Here is a 1,637-nt window from a genome sequence, read left to right as displayed (position 1 = left end):
AAAAAATATATAGTTGACTAATATTTTTTTTACGACTATTATTACGTTATACGATATATCGTATAACGTAATAATGGAAAGGAGACAAACAAAAGAATTATGAGTTCAATTGAACGATTTTCAGAACCTACATTATTTATTTTAATCAGTTTGGCTGAGGGTAACAAACATGGGTATGCAATTATGGAGGATATTGAAAACTCCTATGATATTAAAATCGGTCCTGGTACTTTATATGGTGCTATTAGTCGCATGGAAAAGAAAAATCTCATTGAATCCATTTCCACAAAAGATAGGAGGAAACCATATCAAATAACATCTGAAGGCAGAGAATATTTACAAGAAAAATTAAAGGAAATTGAGAATGTCACCAAGTTAGGGTTTAAAAGGTTGGGGCTGATATGAAATGGCTTATTAATTTGTATCCCAAAAAGTGGAGAAAACGCTATGGAGATGAATTTTTATATATTTTGGAGAACAGGAAGCTCTCTTTGAAAGAAGTGATTGATGTATTTATTAATGCTATGGATGCGAGATTTTTAAATTTAGTGGAGGGAATTATTAATATGGATAAAAAAATTCGTGATATTATGCTTCATTCTGTTTTTAAGCGTCTTTTAATCATTGTTTCATTGATTCTATTAGGATTATTCGGTGGGTATTTTATTGCTAATTACACTCCCTCAATTTCAGAATTATCACCTGAATTATTATTACTAATTGGTGTTGGCTTGGGGCTATTTGTTGGTTATGTAGTTGGTTTAGTAAGAGGGATTATGCGAGTAATAAAAGTAACTCAAAAAGAGGATGTGTTTTTACCTACCGGCAAATTAAAGTTTGATAAATTAGAAAGCTAAACTTCGCTAATTTTTTATGAAAGGAGAGGGGGAATCATGAATTATAAAGTTCTGAAAGATGTAAAAATAATATGGGGGTTTATTTCAACTGTAATGTTTAGTGCTATAGCAGTAGCACTTGCGATATATAATATTGGTTATTGGGTAGTTTTTGTTATTTTATCAGTAATAGTTTTGTCTTTTAGTGTATATAAAGCAGATGAATTATATAAAAAAGAGGATGGAGATAATTAGATAACCTCATTACATAATAAAAGGACTATAATTTGTTAATCTTAAGAGCTGTTTCGACAGCTCTTATATATTCCTTCATTTTTTAAAAATATAGATTAGCTTTAAAAAGCTAATCACAAAGAATATGTATCAAATAGATACTCTCTAAAAAGTTGATTTCTTAACATACAGGAAATCGGCTTTTTCTTTATAGAATTTTTCTTAGCGTACGAAATTCGCGTTTGGTTGGTACTACCCCATCACTATCAAGCTAACAAAACAAAATACCCCCTAAATGAAATTTTTCTTTCTCTATAGTTAGTTATTTGGAGAAGTCAGCTCTTTTTTTCGTTTTTGGGGTGTTTACTTTTCTTAAGTTGATGGGTATGAGGCACGGCACGAATTACTTCCTTTTTGATCCACTCACAGAGAAAGACTTTTTATAATGACTGCTAACAATAAAATTGCTGTATTATCATTAATAAGTAGTGATTACCTCATGATAGTGAGAATGAACAGATAGGAGTTATAGCTTTGAAATAAAGTTTGGTTAAAAATTGGCCAGGG

The 1,637-nt window shown here is 30.3% G+C and carries 3 protein-coding genes; all 3 read left to right on the top strand.

The features are described from left to right. The first annotated feature begins 99 nt into the window (after positions 1–99). Genes LOK41_RS28060 through LOK41_RS28050 form a run of 3 tightly spaced genes read left to right on the top strand, consistent with a single transcriptional unit; the run spans position 100 to position 1,091 of the window. A complete protein-coding gene (locus LOK41_RS28060) occupies positions 100–405 on the top strand; it encodes a PadR family transcriptional regulator (protein WP_241819362.1) in 306 nt (101 codons plus the stop codon). Then, positions 402–857 (top strand): hypothetical protein, encoded by a 456-nt coding sequence (locus LOK41_RS28055; RefSeq protein ID WP_241819361.1) that lies wholly within the window; start codon positions 402–404, stop codon positions 855–857. The genes LOK41_RS28060 and LOK41_RS28055 overlap by 4 nt, the downstream gene beginning before the upstream one ends. A gap of 36 nt (positions 858–893) precedes the next feature. Then, positions 894–1,091, top strand: a complete 198-nt coding sequence (locus tag LOK41_RS28050) for a damage-inducible protein DinB (RefSeq protein ID WP_241819360.1) — start codon at positions 894–896, stop codon at positions 1,089–1,091. Positions 1,092–1,637 lie beyond the last annotated feature (546 nt).

The organism is Bacillus sp. TL12, assembly GCF_022625245.1.
In the GTDB taxonomy this organism is placed as follows: Bacteria; Bacillota; Bacilli; order Bacillales; family Bacillaceae_G; genus Bacillus_A.
The sequence above is the reverse complement of the archived record's forward strand: the minus strand, read 5'-3'. Positions and strand labels throughout refer to the sequence as shown.

Bases quoted from the DNA above. Each gene is read 5' to 3' on its own strand.
- LOK41_RS28050 (WP_241819360.1), top strand. From the start codon at position 894: ATGAATTATAAAGTTCTGAAAGATGTAAAAATAATATGGGGGTTTATT.
- LOK41_RS28055 (WP_241819361.1), top strand. From the start codon at position 402: ATGAAATGGCTTATTAATTTGTATCCCAAAAAGTGGAGAAAACGCTAT.
- LOK41_RS28060 (WP_241819362.1), top strand. From the start codon at position 100: ATGAGTTCAATTGAACGATTTTCAGAACCTACATTATTTATTTTAATC.